Consider the following 15,495-nt stretch of genomic DNA (forward strand, 5'->3'; position numbering starts at 1 on the left):
CCTGCCTGTTTATGGGCCGGTCCGCATTGTTTATGGGCCGGGCTGCACTTTTATGGGCCGGTCCTCACTGTTTATGGGCCGGGCTGCACTGTTTATGGGACGGGCTGCACTGTTTATGGGCCGGTCCTCACTGTTTATGGGACGGGCTGCATTGTTTATGGGCCGGGCTGCACTTTTATGGGGCCGGTCTCACTGTTTATGGGCTGGTCTTCACTGTTTATGGGCAGGGCTGCACTGTTTATGGGCCGGGCTGCACTGTTTATGGGCCGGTCCTCACTGTTTATGGGCCGGGCTGCACTGTTTATGGGCCGGTCCTCATTGTTTATGGGCCGGGCTGCATTGTTTATGGGCCGATTCAGACTATTTATGTGTCTTGTTGTAAAAATAAAAAACTCTGCGCCCACATAGGACACAGAGTAAGGAAATATTAATAAATCAGATTTAGCAAATCGGACTTTTCTACATTTCCGAAGTAATGCTTGAGATCAACATCTTGCAGTGCATCTTCAATCGCCGATTTTTCATAGCGGATCCCTTTAAGCTTGTTTTCGATGTCTGATACTTCACCAACTCCAAAGAAGTCACCGTATATTTTACAGTTTTCAATAATTCCCTTATTTACCTCTAGTCTGAATTCGATGGTTCCTGCCGGGAAACGGTGAGAGTGCTGCATGTTAAAGGCTGGAGATTTTCCATAGTTCCAATCCCAATTTTGATAGCGCTCTTTTGAGATTTCATTGATCTTTTCCCAGTCTTTTTCGGTAAGCTTATACTCAGGAATTTCTTTTTCGCCATTAAAAATATAGGAAAGGAGTTTAGAACGAAACTCTTCCATTGTGATTGGCTCAGCTAGAAATTCGGAGATATTTGCGACTCTGCTTCGAATTGATTTAATTCCTTTTGATTCGATTTTTTCTTTTTTTACCTTTAAAGCAGAAACAACATTTTCGATTTCAGAGTTAAGCATTAAAGTACCGTGTGTAAACATGCGTCCTCTTGTTGAAAATTGAGCGTTCCCCGAGATTTTTCGGCCATCTACCTCGATGTCATTTCGGCCGCTAAGCTGGGCATTTACGCCCATCGTCTTTAATGCATCAATTACAGGTTGGGTGAATTTTTGAAAATTATGGAAACTATTTCCGTCATCTTTCGTAATAAAGCTATAATTTAGATTTCCTAAATCGTGATAGACAGCACCCCCGCCTGAAAGTCTTCGCACCACAATGATGTCATTTTTTTCTACATATTCAGTATTAATCTCTTCAATCGTATTTTGGTTTTTCCCAATAATGATAGAGGGCCGATTTATGTAAAACAAAAGGTATGATTCGTCAATATCTAGATGCTTAAGTGCATATTCCTCAATCGCAAGGTTAATTCTAGGATCTGTAATTCCCTGATTATCAATAAATAACATCTATATTTCCTCCTCTTTTTCTAAAGAGTTACCTGAAGTCCGCTATGGGCTAAGGCAACAGGTCCATTATAATTCTCTTTGGCTTCTTGCACCAGCTGTGTAACATCTCCATAATGAGGCAAATGGGTCAGAATCAATGAACGGACACCAGCTTCAGCTGCTAATTTCCCTGCCTCTTCACTTGTCATATGACCTGCCGCTTTTCCATCCTGCCCTTTATAAAGATTGCATTCACAAATCAGTAAATCAGCATCATTGCTGAATTCTATGAATTCTTCCTTGAAGGACGTATCCGCCGTATAAACAAGTGCCTTTCCTCCAGCTTCGAATCTCATGGCAAAGCATGGAACTGGATGATTGGTCCTTAAAAAGGAAATCGTAAGAGGACCGACTTGGAGCTTCGAATTCGGGTCGTAAGCGATTCCATTTGTAATCTGTTTGTATGTTAGCTCATGAAATTTTAAACGATCTTCCTGATGCCCATAAATCGGCAGGTTTGGCATCTGTTTCCCTAAAAATGATTGGATCAATCTGGCATGCTGAAGAATCCCTATATCTGCTATATGGTCCGCATGATAGTGTGAAATAATCACAGCATCCAGTTCCTCAGGCTGAATATATCTATGTAAGTGTGATATAACAGCACTGCCACAGTCGATTAATAAACGAAAACCATTTTCCTCCAATATGTAACCTGAGCTTGCTTCATCCTTTCCGGGATATCCGCCGCGAAACCCAACAACAGTCAGTTTCATATCATCACTCCAGTTTTAGAAATGAATCCTATTTCCTATTTTACAAAATAACTGTTTTTTCTGCACCAATGCAACTCTCACATCTCATGTCTTTATTTGCAGTCTAAAAAATAATCGAAAATTGTATTAAAACAATGGTGCATATTTTCATCTGTTATAATACAATATAATATAAATCATTAAACTGAAAAGAGGGATCCTTGATGCTGCAAAATGTCCTTGAGTTCTTCCGTTCTTTACCGAAAAAAGAGTGTCAATCTTGCGGGAAAACGATTGATGAACAGCATGAGTGCTATGGGAATACTTGTGACGATTGCCTGCAGGTGTACAAAGGTTAATAAGATATACCTTCTTTTTTCACCTCCAATGCCTTCCATATAAAAAGTAATAGAGGGCTGTCATCTATATCGATAACAGCCCTCATTTTTATCCTTGAAACATGATTTAGATAGCAGGTGCTTCCATACCCACTTTACTCCAGTCTTCTCGCGCAGTTCCGTACACACCCGGTACTTTTAATCCGGCTTGCCTCATTAAAACCGTCATTTGCCCTCTGTGTTGAATTTGATGATGAAAGTGAACCATTAAGAAAAATCCATTCGGCTGTTTTTCACCATACATATCACTCAATTCCTTTAAGGAATCATCCGTCCATAGTGTTTGTATCGCCTGTATAAAAGCTTCATTTACTTTCTTATATGTATCGGCGATTTCCCTAGCTGTTTCTGGAACAGGTGCATGGTCATCAGGTGCTTCAAATTGTAATCCAGTCCGTGACATCATTTCATGAATCGTAATTGTTATATGCCAGGCAATTCTTCCAAGTGTATGGTGATCAGGCGTTACTTCTTGTTTCAGTGATTCATCTGTTAAACTCTCCAACATTCGATGGGTAGCATTTGCTTCATGCTTCCAAGATCTGAGAAAGCCTTGAATCGTTTGGTACATTCCAACAGTCCCCCTTCCATTTTTTGCTTACCTATTGTATCTATTTAAAAAAACAAAACCCCCTGTCTAATACCAGGGGGTCAAATCAGATATAATCATATTCAATTAATATACGGTTATCAATTTTAGGCTTTGTTCAGTTTTTTTAAAACAACAGTTGCAAGTGCATCAATAAATTCAGGCTTTGCATTTGGCATTTCAGGTCTGTAATATTTGGCACCTAATTCTTCAGTAACGACTTTGCACTCATAATCGTTATCGTAAAGGACTTCTAAGTGCTCAGCAATAAATCCGACCGGAATATAAACGAAGGAGCGATAGCCCTTTTCGTCATATAATTCTCTTGTTAGATCTTGTACATCCGGGCCAAGCCATGGTTCAGGTGTCTGACCCGCACTTTGCCAGCCAACCGCATAGTTTTTGACTCCAGCTTGTTCGACGATCATTTTTGCAGTTAATTGTAATTGTTCTGGATACGGATCTCCATATTGAAGGATTTTCTCTGGCAAACTATGAGCAGATACAATCAGTACTGCATTTTCTTTTTCTGTTTCGTCCATGTTTGCATAGACTTCTTTTACCCGGTCCGCCCAATACTTAATAAATTTTGGTTCGTCGTACCAGCTTTCAACTGAAACAATAGATGGACCACCTAGTTTTTCAGCCGTATCTTTTGCCCTTTGATTATAGGATTTAACACTAAAGGTAGAGAAATGCGGAGCTAATACAAGACTAATCGCCTCTTCAATACCATCTTTATGCATCTGCTCAACAGCATCTTCGATAAATGGCTCGATATGCTTTAAACCTAAATAGGCTTTAAACTCCATTTCGTCTTGAAGCGAATTCAAATGCTCTTCTAATTTAGCCGCCTGTTCTTCCGTAATTTTGGCTAAGGGAGATAATCCCCCAATTGCACGGTATCGGCTTTTTAAATCTTCCAGCTGTTCATCCGATGGTCTTCTTCCATGGCGGATATGCGTATAATAGCGCTCGATGTCTTCTTCTTGATAAGGGGTACCGTAAGCCATTACAAGTAGACCCATCTTCTTTTTTGTCATGTATTTTTCACACCTTTTTTAAGCTTCATATCATTTGTATCATATAAAAGTACGGATTTTCAAAAACTATGCTTATTTGCTTATTTTTTCACTAGAATAGTCATGGATGAACTGGGTAAGTTTTACTAAAGTATCAGGCTGCACTTCAGGGAATACACCATGTCCAAGATTAAAGATGTACCCAGGCTGTTCTATGCCGGCATCAATGATTTCTTTTACTTTGCCTTCAAGAACCGGCCAAGGAGCCAGTAAAAGAGTCGGATCAAGATTCCCTTGGATTGCTTTCTGGATTCCCATTGCTCTTGCTTCCCTAATCGGCAGGCGCCAATCCAAGCCGATGACATCAACTGGGAGTTCATTCCACTCCTGAACTAAATGGCTCGCCCCTACGCCAAAATAAATCATCGGAACATTTTCGTCCTGAAGATTAGTGAAGATTTCAGACATCGTTGGTTTAACAAAATACTGGTAATCCTGACGGTTAAGGGTGCCGACCCATGAGTCAAAGATTTGAATGGCACTTGCGCCCGCTTTAATTTGTGCTTTTAAATACGTGATGGTCATGTCCTTTAGCTTATCCATTAAAGCAAACCAAGCTTGTGGCTCACTATACATAAAGGATTTTAAATGAATATAGTCCCGCGATGGTTTGCCTTCAATCATATAGCTTGCTAAAGTAAACGGAGCTCCGGCAAATCCGATTAATGGTACCGATAGCTGTTCTTTAGTCAGCAACCGAATCGTTTCTAGTATGTAAGGGATATGCTCTTCCGGCTGAAGCGGTTGCAAACGCTCGATATCTTTTATAGAACGGATGGGGTTGTCGATAACTGGGCCAATTCCATTTTTAATTTCGACTTGCACGCCCATTCCTGGGAGCGGAGTCATTATATCTTTATACAAAATGGCTGCATCAACACCGTAGTTTTCAACAGGCAGCCTTGTCACATATGCGGCTAATTCAGGATTGTGGGTAATCTCAAATAAAGAATACTTCTCTTTAAGAGCGCGATATTCTGGCTGAGAGCGTCCTGCTTGTCTCATATACCAGACAGGTACATGTGTTGTTTTCTCACCTCTTGCAGCTTTCAATAACGAATCATTGGTTATCATGGCTAATGTCACGCCTTTCTTATTCTCTAATACATTGTAATACAATATAAATAAAAGAAAAAATAATATATAAGTAAAAATAAGTATGTAATAGATTCCGTTATTCAATATAAGACATTTTTCCCAAGTTGTATACTATTAGGTATAGATTGTCATGAAATTGCCTTTTTCAATTATGATTGGAAAACAATGAGGTACAGCTTTTAGCAAATATGGAGGGATGAAAGATGTTTGTTTTTATGACCAATGGAACGTATGATTATCTAGCTTCATTACAAAAAAAACATGCAGAACAGCAGATGTATTTAATGCTAAATCCTAAGACTGCTTTGCTTTTTCATGAAACTGAAGGGCCATCCATCTTTAAGTCAGGTCGCAAATATGAAGTGATTGAGGCAGCAGGTACAATGGAGCAAACAGGTTTCGCCGTGATGAATCATATTCCAGTCACAGAGGAAGGACGCCCTGTCTTTGAATACCGTTTTAAAACTCGCGCGAAACTGATTGAAAAAGAACCAGGATTTAAAGCCTTTCGCCTTCTTCGGCCGGCAGCAGGTGATACCTATATCGTTTTTACCTTATGGAAAAATGAATCTGCTTTCCTCCAATGGAAAGAGTCTGCCTCTTTTGCACAGGCTCACGACAAAAAAGAGAGCCTCGATAGTCCTTCCGCCGTACAGAAGATTTTCTCAGGACCCTCTTATGTTTCTCAATATACGTTGCCGGCAGAGGAAGAGTGATTTTTGCCCTCTGCTTTTGGCATTACATATTATTTTTTCTTACAAGTCCATTTCGGTTTGCGTAGATAGCTGCCTGCGTCCGGTCTTGGACGCCCAGCTTGCTTAATATATTACTGACATGGGTTTTAACTGTTTTGATCCCAATAAAAAGCTCCTCACTGATTTCTTGATTTGTAAGGCCGTCTCCAAGACATGTAAGCACCTCTAATTCCCTTTCTGTCAGTGAATCATGTGGTTTAGGATCTTTTTTGCGGACTCGATTTAAAAGCTTAAAAGCAACTTTTGTCTCGATCACCGGTTCTCCCTTATATGCTTTTTTTACCGTTTCTACGACCTCTTCTGCCTTTGCAGTTTTGAGCAAATAGCTAAAAGCCCCCGCTTCAATGGCCGGAAATACTTTTTCATCATCATAAAAACTCGTTAATATGATAATTTTCACTTGGGGGAGTTTTTCAATAATTTTTTTAGTGGCACTAATCCCATCACCATCGTCCATAACTAAATCCATCAGGATGACATCTGGATTCACTTGTTCAGCTAAAGCAACTGCTTTGTTTCCGCTATCTGTTTCTCCAACAATTTGAAAATCTGAATCTGTCCTTAAATAAGATAAAATTCCTTTACGGACCAAATCATGGTCATCTACCACCATTACCTTAATTGGATTCAATGCATTCACCCCTTTTAATTGGAACCAACACTTCTATATATGTTCCTTTTTCAGGAATGGACCGGACTGTAAACATCCCGCCTATTTCCTCACATCTTTCTTTCATGGTTGAAAGGCCGTATGATCCAGCCTTCCCTGTATCTAATTGAAAACCTTTGCCATTGTCAGCTATATAGACATAAATTTGGTTAGCTTTTTCTGTTAATTGGCATTTTAATTGAGTGGCTCCAGAATGTCTTAGAATATTCGTAATCGCCTCCTGGATAATTCGGAACAAATGCTCTTCTACTGCTTGAGGCAGCGGCGGAACTTCATCAATACTGGCCTGGCACTTAATCGGGAATTTTTGCTGAATATCCCGCAGCAGCTTAATGGTTGCGTCACTCAAAGATTCTCCTTCCAGCTGTATAGGGCGAAGGTGAAGCAGGAGTGCGCGCATTTCAAGCTGGACTTGCGCAGATATTTTCGAAATTTCATGCAGCGAATCTAATAATTCTTCTTTGGATCGGTCTCCTTTAATCGCTGCCGAAGAGAGCATCGTTAAGGCAAATAGCTGCTGACTGATTGAATCATGGAGATCTCGGGCAATCTTTTGTCTTTCTTCAATGGCTGCAGCCGTTTGTGCTTGCTGAGCCAAAATAGACTTTTCCTCTGCCAGTCTTTGCAGCGTATCTACTTGTTCCTGGATATGCTCGGCTAGCGCATTTAAATCCTCTGCAATAATCGAAAACTCATTTTCGTCTTGCCAATGGAGCCGTTCCTTCCATTTCCCTCTCCTCAGCTGGGTTACATATGTTGATAAATCATCTGTTTGTTTTTTTACAAGTGATGAGGAACGGAATGTATAGTAAAACGAAAATAGAAATATCGTTATGACAGCTAAAAATGAGATCCACAACGAATCAATTAAAAAATTCTTGCCGCTCCGTGATATCAGTAAATAAAGCTGGATTTCGGCAAAAATGCAAAGACTTGCCATTACAGCCATTCTCGTAAACTCTTGAAATAATAACCCTCTTACACCCTTGTTTATATTCAGGCTTCTATACTCTTTCAATGCGAACATCCCCAGCCCAGCTCTTAATCTTAATATTAAGCTTTCTTGATGCTTCATTATAATTAGCAGAAGTGTAGGAGCAATTGGCGCCCCAATAATTTCCCATTATCTTTACATCTCCAAAGGTCATTTTCGTATCTACTTTGATTGGGATATCGTCAGGAACAATCATTTTAATATCTCCGACCCAGGTTTTTATGGAAATATCTATTTCAGTATCAGGGATATATGCTTTGCTAAAGTCAAAATAATAATCACCTACGGTTGATTTAAGATTTAACGGGGTCAACTCCCAATTTGGTTCTTTTAATGACATATGAGATACTCCAAAGGTTTTAACAGCCTGTTCCTTCATATGATCTATTTCTTCTCTGCCAACCTGAATATTTATTTTTTTCTCTGGACCATCGTTAGATTTAGAGATATCAATTTTGATATTTTTCAAGTTTTCTTGAACATTTCGATTTATTCGATCACTTAGGTCTTTCATCTCTTCACCTATTTTATAAAAATGATGATCCATTTTTTTAAATTCATCGTTCATCTTATCAAATTCTTCATCAGTATCATCAAACTCGTCTCCAATTGGATCAAATTCATCGCTGATTGCGTCGAACTCATCTGTCATTGGATCTGATTTTTCAGATTTGCTTTGTCTATCTGAATCAGGAATTTGTTCTTTGCTTGCACTTTTCCTTTCAACTTTTACTTTTGGACTTTTTTTACTGCCAAGCATCCAAATCGCGAGCAATATGAGCAGGATTGGCCAAAGTTTATACCCGTCAGAAAACGCAAATTCATATATACCAAACTGATCCAGTATTAATAATGCTGAGAAAATCGCAGCGAATCCCCCGCATAAAAGTAAAAACAAAGAAGAACGCTTAACTCCGCTATAAAGCCACTTTGCACCTACCAAAAATATAAAATAAGGAAAAAATACGACAAAAATCTCCTTTATTTCCAAGGAAATGACACCAAAATTAACAAGGAGCAATACAACTCCTATCCCTAATAAAACTAATGGAAACAGCCTCATATATATTCACATTTCCCTTCTATCTGTCCTGGTTATAAGTAGTTTACTAGGAAGCTGGCAAAAAATAAACATCCTCAAGGTCGAACTTAATTTCCGTCTCGAGACGGATAGTCATTCACCCAATACTCCTTCAGCACATATTCTGTAATACTCCGGGAACACCCAATTGAAGATGAGGAGGTAATAATATGGGTGTTGAAATGACTGCGATTCATTGGATATATGTGTTTTTTATCGTCTTAATCATCGGCTTTATGGTGAAAAAGCGAGATACTACACTAGTTTGTATTGTTGGGATTTTCTTAATTGCCTTATCCGCTACTGGAGAAGTTACAGCTTCTGTCATGAGCATTTTCAATGGATTCACTTATGCGATTAAAGAGCTGCTGCCAACGATTCTCGTTATCTCCATTATAGTAGCCATGAGCAAAACACTGACCGACACAGGAATTAACAATGTCATGATCTCTCCTTTTACAAAATTAATTCGTAATCCTTCTCTTGCCTACTGGACAATTGGAATAGTCATGATGCTGATTTCCTGGTTCTTCTGGCCGTCCCCTGCTGTTGCACTAATTGGAGCAGTCTTTTTGCCTGTTGCGATTCGAGTCGGTTTGCCAGCTTTGGGAGTTGCCATGGCGATGAACTTGTTTGGCCATGGAATTGCCTTATCTGGAGATTTTATTATTCAGGCAGCACCGAAGCTTACAGCTGATGCAGCGGGTTTAGAAGTTCAGGAGGTTATCAATGCCAGTATCCCTCTAGTGATTGTGATGGGAATCGTTACAACCATTGCTGCCTTCTACTTTTTAAAAAGGGATATGAAACTTGGGAAGCTGAAGGTGAACAGTGAGGAGAGAGAAACGGCAGCAGCCGAAGAAAATGTAAAAAGCGGGCTTTTATCAGGAATCATGAAAAAACTATTTGCCTTTTTGATCCCAATCCTATTCGCGTTAGACGTTTGGGCGATGTTTCATTTTGATTTAACTGGCGGTGACGCTACTGCCTTAGTTGGCGGCACTTCAATTTTCATTTTACTGTTAATTACACTTATGAGTCATAAAAATAAAGGACTTGAAAAAACAACGTCTTATTTAATCGAGGGATTCCAATTTGGCTTCAAAGTCTTTGGTCCTGTGATCCCAATTGCGGCGTTTTTTTATCTGGGAGATGCCGGATTTGAGACCATTATAGGTGATTTTTTGCCGGAAGCCTCTAACGGTATTGTAAACGATCTTGGTGTTGGGTTAGCCTATCTCGTACCATTAACGAAAGAAATCGGAGCGATTACTTTAACAGCGGTAGGAGCGATAACCGGTCTAGATGGATCCGGTTTTTCAGGAATATCACTGGCTGGTTCAATCGCCAGTCTCTTCTCTTCATCGATTGATGGCGGAGCTGCAACATTAACAGCACTTGGTCAAATTTCAGCGATTTGGGTCGGGGGAGGAACCCTTGTCCCATGGGCACTCATTCCGGCTGCTGCCATCTGTAATGTCGACCCCTTTGAATTAGCTCGAAGAAATTTACTTCCTGTGACCATTGGTTTAACAGTTACGACTATTGTGGCGATGTTTTTGATTTAAAAATTTCAAAAAGAGCTTATAGCCCAGCAAGGTTTTATTGGAAACTTCTGAGTGTGCAGTAAATAGCGGAACCAATGTCCGTTGAAGCCTAGATTGCCGCCAACCCAATATGTTAAAGGACATACGTTCCGCTACCCTGAAAATTACCCTCATTTTTTAAAAAATAGAGTTTTTTGCTATTAATATCAGAGGCTGGTACCACAACCATAAATGGGTCAGTCTACCCTGCGTGCTTCTCGAAGGGTGACAATCAATAGTGCACCTGCGTCGTGGTCTGGCTATTTAACAGGCACGTAGCACCATAGCGGAGCGACCTACCTTCGCCAGCCATATTCAGTACGAAAGCTTCTTTTGGGTTTAAAACTCATTTTCATTCATCTGGTGGTGGCTTCATGCAGCACGGCATGGAGCGCTATTTATTTAAGAATCTTTGTTTGGAGCATGGTTTCGGATTCTGGTTCCGTTATTTGCCCTTTTTTCCGTCAAATTTGATTGATTTTGTACGAATAGCGGAATCAGAATCCGCTTCAGCCCCTAAAGTGCAGGTTTTCATTCTAATAACGGAATAAGGATCCGCCAAACTTATTTAATGGATCCTCATTCCGCTATTTATTTAAAAATCCTTATTTGGAGCATGGTTTCGGATTCTGGTTCCGTTATTTGCCCTTTTTTCCGTCAAATTTGATTCATTTTGTACGAATAGCGGAATCAGAATCCGCTTCAACCCCTGAAGTGCATATTTTCATTCTAATAACGGAATGAGGATCCGCCATACTTATTTAATGGATCCTCATTCCGCTATTTATTTAAAAATCCTTATTTGGAGCATAGTTTCGGTTCCTGGTTCCGTTATTTGCCTTTTTTTCCGTCAAATTTGATTGATTTTGTCCAAATAGCGGAATCAGAATCCGCTTCAGCCCCTAAAGTGCAGGTTTTCATTCTAATAACGGAATAAGGATCCGCCAAACTTATTTAATGGATCCTCATTCCGTTATTTATTCAAAAATCTTTGTTTGGAGCATGGTTTCGGATTCTGGTTCCGTTATTTGCCCTTTTTTCCGTCAAATTTGATTCATTTTGTACGAATAGCGGAATCAGAATCCGCTTCAACCCCTGAAGAGCATATTTTCATTCTAATAACGGAATGAGGATCCGCCAAACTTATTTAATGGACAGCCTGGTACAATAGTTGCCGTAGCGGAATGAGGCTCCGTCCTGTTCATTTTTGTTTAGTGTGAGCTATGTTTTAAATGTGATTACTAAACGATTTGTTGTTTATATAATTCCCTGCATCCGCAAAATAATCTTAGCTATGGCAGCAGACCCGATAAATGTTCCAACGAATACGAAAAAGTGCAACTACAATACTTCTCCAGCGCAACTTAGAAAAATCAGCCCAGTTTCTGCCAACCGATATTCCAGCATACGCTAAAATTGGAGTTGCAAGAGCTAAAATATTGATTTGTAAAGTCCAATTAACAATATATTCGGATCCAGGAAACCATGGCATTGAAATAATAATTCCTATTATTCCAATATACGCAACTGCAGGAATATTTCCGGGAACTGCTTTTTCTAAATTCAACCCCAATACGCTAATAGTAGTTAACACCAGTAATCCTGGTATAGCATTTAGCGGAAGCACATCATACCCAATCCAGTTACCTTTTCCCCTTAAAACCATTTTATAAAACGCCGTAAATACGAACAAATATACTAAAAAAGTGTACAAAAGAATCCATTTGGAACCTTGTACACTTTTTTATATTTGCTATTAGTCTAAAACGAAACTTCTTTTACTCCCAACTCTGTCTCTTCTCCCCATCCTTTACAAGCATCAATCCATCCTTTGGCAGATGAATATTTGTATAGTTCGTCAATCGTCAATTCAATGGCTGAGTTGGTACTGCCGCATGCCGGAAAAACGGTCACAAAACGCTGCAGTGAAACATCTAGATAAACATCTAATTGTTTCTTTAGTCCAAATGGACAAACACCGCCAATCATATGACCGGTATTCTCAAGCACTTCATCTGGTGTAAGCATGCGAGCCTTAAAGCCAAAAACTTCCCGGAATTTCTTGTTATCGACTTTTGCATCTCCAGCAGCGACAATTAGAAGTGCATGATCGTTTTCTCCTCTGAAGGACAATGTTTTTGCAATGCGGGCAGGGATGACGCCAATGGTGTCAGCTGCCTGTTCAACCGTAGCACTGGAAGACGCAAATTCCATAATATCCTGTTCCCGATTCCACTGTTTAAAATGTGCCTTTACACTTTCGAGTGACACCTTCCTCATCCTTTCTTGGCAAATTTTATATGTAATGCTTAACACTTTACTACTTATTAAAATACAATACAACTCTATGGAACTAGTTTCCGTTTTTCGGAAACCTCCCTGCAAACCTTCTATAGATATAAAAACAAAGCATTAACCAAACCAATCCTAAGGCATATCCCCCTATTACATCTGAAGGATAATGAACATGAAGAATAATCCGGCTCATTCCAGAAACGAATGAGATCAGAAGACAAATGGAATAAATGATTAGTTTCGCCGAACTTGATTTCATCTCTTTTGCAATGAAAAATGCCAATAACACATAAAAGCAGATCGATACCATGGCATGTCCACTTGGAAAAGCAAACTCTTCTTCCATAATCACAGCTGATTCAGGTCTTTGGCGGCCAACCGATTCCTTAATCCAGCTTTTTAAAAGATTGCTGCCCGCAACACCAAGGACAAGCACAGCCATGCCTAAATAATTTTTTCGCATAAACCATAGCCAAAGCAACAGAAAAAATGCGCCTCCTCCGATGACTAACCCAGATCCCACTATCGTTACTTTTTCAGCAAAAGCTATGAGACCTTCATTCGAAATCGAATCTGCTAAGCGAAACAGAGCGGAATCAAATGGTGTAAGTTCTGCTTTCTGTGCAATTGAAAGCATCCAAATAAAAATAATCATAGCGGTAATAGAAATTAAATATTGTACATTGATGACAGAATGTTTCTTCAAAAGGTTCTCCTCCTTTTTACCTAATTTTTATTAAAGGGGTTGGCTTGGAAAATATCAATCTTTTTTTGTTTTCTTCAAAAAAGTTTGACAACATGCTATAATTATTTGAAATTATGAGGGGGTTAGCAAATGGAAACGAAACTTTTTCAGAAGCTTGAACAGTACTATGATGAAATGGTTTCAATCAGACGATATCTGCATCAGCATCCTGAGCTTTCATTCAAAGAATTTGAGACTGCTAAATATATTGAAAACTATTATCGTGAGCTTGGCGTTTCAGTTAAAGGTAATGTAGGCGGAAATGGTGTTGTGGCAAGAATTAAAGGAGCAAAGCCCGGTCTTACTGTGGCGTTGCGTGCTGATTTTGACGCACTCCCGATTCAGGACGAAAAAGATGTTCCTTACAAATCTACAATTCCAGGTGTGATGCATGCATGCGGACATGACGGACATACAGCTACCCTTTTAGTATTAGGAAAAGTTCTTCATGAACTGAAAGATCAACTTGAAGGGGAATACGTTTTGATTCATCAGCATGCTGAAGAATTTGCACCAGGCGGAGCGATTAGCATGATTGAAGATGGCTGCTTAGAAGGTGTTGATGTTATCTTTGGTACTCACTTATGGTCAACAGAACCTTTAGGCACAATTCAATACCGTGTCGGACCTATAATGGCAGCTGCCGACCGATTTGAAATTACAATCCAGGGTCAAGGCGGGCATGGGGCGCAGCCTCACCGAACTAGAGATGCAATTGTGACAGCTTCCCAATTAGTGGTTCATCTCCAGCAAATCATAGCCAGACGTGTGAATCCGATTGAATCAGGTGTTGTAACAGTTGCATCCTTTGTTGCCGAAAATGCATTTAATGTCATTGCAGATAAAGCAAAACTTGCAGGGACAGTCCGCACCTTTAGCGAAGACATACGCGATCAAATTGAAGAAGAAATTGAAACGATACTTAAAGGTGTTTGCTTAGCTAATAAAAGCGAATACGTATATGACTATTATCGTGGTTATCCTGCTGTTGTTAACCATGAAACGGAAACCCAATACTTAGTTAATATCGCTAATCAAATTCCGGAAGTACTTACTGTTCAAGAAACGGAGCCACATATGGGCGGAGAAGATTTCGCTTATTATTTACAGCATGTAAGAGGAACGTTCTTCTTCACCGGTGCAAAACCAGATGGAGTTGAAACAGCGTATCCGCACCATCACCCACGCTTTGATTTCAATGAAAAAGCGATGTTGGTTGCAGCCAAAACACTAGGTTCTGCTGCTATTCACGCACACCAGGAAGAAAAAGTGGAAGTTTCCAATTAACAAAAAGGGTCTGAACCTCTTTAATGGGGGTCAGACCCTAAAATATCTCATTCGGTAAGCAAATTTTGCCGTTTCACCCAATTGATCGAGCAATTGATAATTCACATAGAAACCTACTATCGCACCAATTCCCGGTACAAGCTGCAACAGTTTTTTAATATCCAGGTAATCCCGATATTCTTGCTGAAAGGTTTGCCAATCCAGCTGCATTAATACCTCCTTTTTATCTTCCCAATCTTCTAATATCGTTAGGGTTTCTTTTCTTTTTTCATCACTCGAAAACGCTAATAAAAAAACATACAAAATATATATCCGGTTTTCATATTCTTTTGGATCATACCCGTAAATACTTGAAACATCATATAAAAACTTCAATTTAATCGAGAGCAGCAGCGGGAAATCAGCCAATCCTAAAAAAATCCCCCCTGCACCCGTACCTGCTCCTTCAATAGCGGCTGTTTTTTTATAAAAACCTACTTTTTCAAGTGCAAGCTTCTCTCTTTGTTCTAACTCAACTCCCACAAGCGGTTCGATACTTTTGATACTAGAACCGGCAAGTGCAGTTTGAACCATTCCCTTAATGCCTTCTGTAATGACAGTATGAATTTTTTTTGGAATCCATTGATTTATTTTAGTTTGTACCCGTTTAGCAGTACGATTCAATGAACTTGATTTTTTAGTTTGTTTCATTTTCCAAAATTCCAGTTCAGCAAGAGCTCGCTGTTCATAATCAGTCATTGTTTACTCCCCCTGCCTTATTAGGC

Annotated in this window: 16 protein-coding genes; 4 read left to right on the forward strand and 12 right to left on the reverse strand. The window is 39.6% G+C overall.

The window, feature by feature from the left end:
• Positions 1-427: 427 nt before the first annotated feature.
• Both MLE14_RS00495 and MLE14_RS00500 read right to left on the reverse strand, forming a co-directional pair.
• Positions 428-1,417: a lipoate--protein ligase gene (locus MLE14_RS00495; RefSeq protein ID WP_243296277.1), complete on the reverse strand. Its 990-nt coding sequence runs from the start codon at positions 1,415-1,417 to the stop codon at positions 428-430.
• A gap of 20 nt (positions 1,418-1,437) precedes the next feature.
• Complete coding sequence (locus MLE14_RS00500) at positions 1,438-2,172, reverse strand: MBL fold metallo-hydrolase (RefSeq protein ID WP_243296278.1); 735 nt, start codon at positions 2,170-2,172, stop codon at positions 1,438-1,440.
• Positions 2,173-2,375: 203 nt separating this feature from the next.
• Here MLE14_RS00500 and yhfH point away from each other — a divergent pair, with 203 nt between their 5' ends.
• On the forward strand, positions 2,376-2,510 hold the full coding sequence (gene yhfH / locus MLE14_RS00505; RefSeq protein ID WP_243296279.1) for a protein YhfH: 135 nt from the start codon (positions 2,376-2,378) through the stop codon (positions 2,508-2,510).
• A gap of 106 nt (positions 2,511-2,616) precedes the next feature.
• Here the strand turns inward: yhfH and MLE14_RS00510 are convergent, their stop codons facing one another.
• The 3 genes from MLE14_RS00510 to hemE all read right to left on the reverse strand — a co-directional run bounded on the left by MLE14_RS00510 (position 2,617) and on the right by hemE (position 5,294).
• On the reverse strand, positions 2,617-3,120 hold the full coding sequence (locus MLE14_RS00510) for a DinB family protein (RefSeq protein WP_243296280.1): 504 nt from the start codon (positions 3,118-3,120) through the stop codon (positions 2,617-2,619).
• A 125-nt stretch (positions 3,121-3,245) separates the two neighbouring features.
• Positions 3,246-4,181 carry a ferrochelatase gene (gene hemH / locus MLE14_RS00515; RefSeq protein ID WP_243296281.1) on the reverse strand — a complete coding sequence of 312 codons (936 nt, stop codon included), beginning with the start codon at positions 4,179-4,181 and terminating at the stop codon, positions 3,246-3,248.
• A 72-nt stretch (positions 4,182-4,253) separates the two neighbouring features.
• Positions 4,254-5,294, reverse strand: a complete 1,041-nt coding sequence (gene hemE, locus MLE14_RS00520) for a uroporphyrinogen decarboxylase (protein WP_243296364.1) — start codon at positions 5,292-5,294, stop codon at positions 4,254-4,256.
• 227 nt (positions 5,295-5,521) lie between these two features.
• Here hemE and MLE14_RS00525 point away from each other — a divergent pair, with 227 nt between their 5' ends.
• Entirely contained in the window at positions 5,522-6,034 is a 513-nt protein-coding gene (locus MLE14_RS00525; RefSeq protein ID WP_243296282.1) for an antibiotic biosynthesis monooxygenase family protein, read from the forward strand.
• A gap of 22 nt (positions 6,035-6,056) precedes the next feature.
• On the opposite strand, the gene MLE14_RS00530 is transcribed toward MLE14_RS00525, so the two are convergent.
• From MLE14_RS00530 to liaF, 3 genes are read right to left on the reverse strand one after another with little or no spacing between them, the layout of a single operon-like run.
• A complete protein-coding gene (locus MLE14_RS00530; protein ID WP_243296365.1) occupies positions 6,057-6,686 on the reverse strand; it encodes a response regulator in 630 nt (209 codons plus the stop codon).
• A gap of 4 nt (positions 6,687-6,690) precedes the next feature.
• Complete coding sequence (locus tag MLE14_RS00535) at positions 6,691-7,761, reverse strand: sensor histidine kinase (RefSeq protein WP_243296283.1); 1,071 nt, start codon at positions 7,759-7,761, stop codon at positions 6,691-6,693.
• Positions 7,748-8,800 (reverse strand): cell wall-active antibiotics response protein LiaF, encoded by a 1,053-nt coding sequence (gene liaF / locus MLE14_RS00540; protein WP_243296284.1) that lies wholly within the window; start codon positions 8,798-8,800, stop codon positions 7,748-7,750. Before liaF ends, MLE14_RS00535 begins: the two co-directional genes overlap by 14 nt.
• Positions 8,801-8,988: 188 nt before the next feature.
• On the opposite strand from liaF, the gene MLE14_RS00545 reads away from it, so the two are divergent.
• Positions 8,989-10,386 (forward strand): hypothetical protein, encoded by a 1,398-nt coding sequence (locus tag MLE14_RS00545; RefSeq protein ID WP_243296285.1) that lies wholly within the window; start codon positions 8,989-8,991, stop codon positions 10,384-10,386.
• Positions 10,387-11,692: 1,306 nt separating this feature from the next.
• Here the strand turns inward: MLE14_RS00545 and MLE14_RS00550 are convergent.
• The 3 genes from MLE14_RS00550 to MLE14_RS00560 form a co-directional block, all read right to left on the reverse strand.
• On the reverse strand, positions 11,693-12,070 hold the full coding sequence (locus MLE14_RS00550) for a hypothetical protein (protein WP_313897720.1): 378 nt from the start codon (positions 12,068-12,070) through the stop codon (positions 11,693-11,695).
• Between the two features lie 95 nt (positions 12,071-12,165).
• Positions 12,166-12,675, reverse strand: coding sequence for a YbaK/EbsC family protein (locus tag MLE14_RS00555; RefSeq protein ID WP_243296286.1), 510 nt, complete (start codon positions 12,673-12,675; stop codon positions 12,166-12,168).
• Positions 12,676-12,757: 82 nt separating this feature from the next.
• A complete protein-coding gene (locus tag MLE14_RS00560; protein WP_243296287.1) occupies positions 12,758-13,405 on the reverse strand; it encodes a phosphatase PAP2 family protein in 648 nt (215 codons plus the stop codon).
• Positions 13,406-13,534: 129 nt separating this feature from the next.
• On the opposite strand from MLE14_RS00560, the gene MLE14_RS00565 reads away from it, so the two are divergent.
• Positions 13,535-14,731: a M20 family metallopeptidase gene (locus MLE14_RS00565; RefSeq protein WP_243296288.1), complete on the forward strand. Its 1,197-nt coding sequence runs from the start codon at positions 13,535-13,537 to the stop codon at positions 14,729-14,731.
• A 30-nt stretch (positions 14,732-14,761) separates the two neighbouring features.
• On the opposite strand, the gene MLE14_RS00570 is transcribed toward MLE14_RS00565, so the two are convergent.
• Positions 14,762-15,469: an EcsC family protein gene (locus MLE14_RS00570; RefSeq protein ID WP_243296289.1), complete on the reverse strand. Its 708-nt coding sequence runs from the start codon at positions 15,467-15,469 to the stop codon at positions 14,762-14,764.
• Positions 15,470-15,495 lie beyond the last annotated feature (26 nt).

The organism is Bacillus litorisediminis, from assembly GCF_022808645.1.
Classification (GTDB): domain Bacteria; phylum Bacillota; class Bacilli; order Bacillales; family JC228; genus Bacillus_BF; species Bacillus_BF litorisediminis.

Bases quoted from the DNA above. Each gene is read 5' to 3' on its own strand.
- MLE14_RS00495 (WP_243296277.1), bottom strand. From the start codon at position 1,417: ATGTTATTTATTGATAATCAGGGAATTACAGATCCTAGAATTAACCTT.
- MLE14_RS00500 (WP_243296278.1), bottom strand. From the start codon at position 2,172: ATGAAACTGACTGTTGTTGGGTTTCGCGGCGGATATCCCGGAAAGGAT.
- yhfH (WP_243296279.1), top strand. From the start codon at position 2,376: ATGCTGCAAAATGTCCTTGAGTTCTTCCGTTCTTTACCGAAAAAAGAG.
- MLE14_RS00510 (WP_243296280.1), bottom strand. From the start codon at position 3,120: ATGTACCAAACGATTCAAGGCTTTCTCAGATCTTGGAAGCATGAAGCA.
- hemH (WP_243296281.1), bottom strand. From the start codon at position 4,181: ATGACAAAAAAGAAGATGGGTCTACTTGTAATGGCTTACGGTACCCCT.
- hemE (WP_243296364.1), bottom strand. From the start codon at position 5,294: ATGATAACCAATGATTCGTTATTGAAAGCTGCAAGAGGTGAGAAAACA.
- MLE14_RS00525 (WP_243296282.1), top strand. From the start codon at position 5,522: ATGTTTGTTTTTATGACCAATGGAACGTATGATTATCTAGCTTCATTA.
- MLE14_RS00530 (WP_243296365.1), bottom strand. From the start codon at position 6,686: ATGGTGGTAGATGACCATGATTTGGTCCGTAAAGGAATTTTATCTTAT.
- liaF (WP_243296284.1), bottom strand. From the start codon at position 8,800: ATGAGGCTGTTTCCATTAGTTTTATTAGGGATAGGAGTTGTATTGCTC.
- MLE14_RS00545 (WP_243296285.1), top strand. From the start codon at position 8,989: ATGGGTGTTGAAATGACTGCGATTCATTGGATATATGTGTTTTTTATC.
- MLE14_RS00550 (WP_313897720.1), bottom strand. From the start codon at position 12,070: ATGGTTTTAAGGGGAAAAGGTAACTGGATTGGGTATGATGTGCTTCCG.
- MLE14_RS00565 (WP_243296288.1), top strand. From the start codon at position 13,535: ATGGAAACGAAACTTTTTCAGAAGCTTGAACAGTACTATGATGAAATG.
- MLE14_RS00570 (WP_243296289.1), bottom strand. From the start codon at position 15,469: ATGACTGATTATGAACAGCGAGCTCTTGCTGAACTGGAATTTTGGAAA.